The sequence below is a fragment of the Salifodinibacter halophilus genome (genome assembly GCA_012999515.1).
In the GTDB taxonomy this organism is placed as follows: Bacteria; Pseudomonadota; Gammaproteobacteria; order Nevskiales; family Salinisphaeraceae; genus Salifodinibacter; species Salifodinibacter halophilus.
The window spans coordinates 1-238 of the sequence record JABEEB010000696.1 but is presented as its reverse complement, the minus strand read 5'-3'; the positions used below and the strand labels follow the sequence as shown (position 1 = coordinate 238).

The following is a 238-nucleotide window of genomic DNA, read 5'->3' as shown; positions in this document are numbered from 1 at the left end:
GAGGAAGGCCAACTGACCGCCGAGGTCGACGCCACCGGCGCGGTGCTCGAATACGTGCGCGACGATCTCGGCCGGATCAAGCAGACCCTGGCCTACGCCACCCGCGTCGACACCAGCGCCTGGCTCGCCGCCGGCAAAGTCGTGCCGGCCTTGTTGTCGGCGATCCGCCCGGCCACCCACGCCGACGACCGCAGCGCCACGCGCAGCTTCGATGCGCTCGGCCGCCTGATCAGCGAAC

General features: G+C 71.4%; 1 protein-coding gene. It reads left to right on the top strand.

Features of this window, described 5'->3' with window-relative positions:
* Window positions 1–238, top strand: a 238-nt coding sequence (locus HKX41_13350) for a hypothetical protein (GenBank protein NNC25121.1), incomplete at both ends; no start/stop codon positions are given.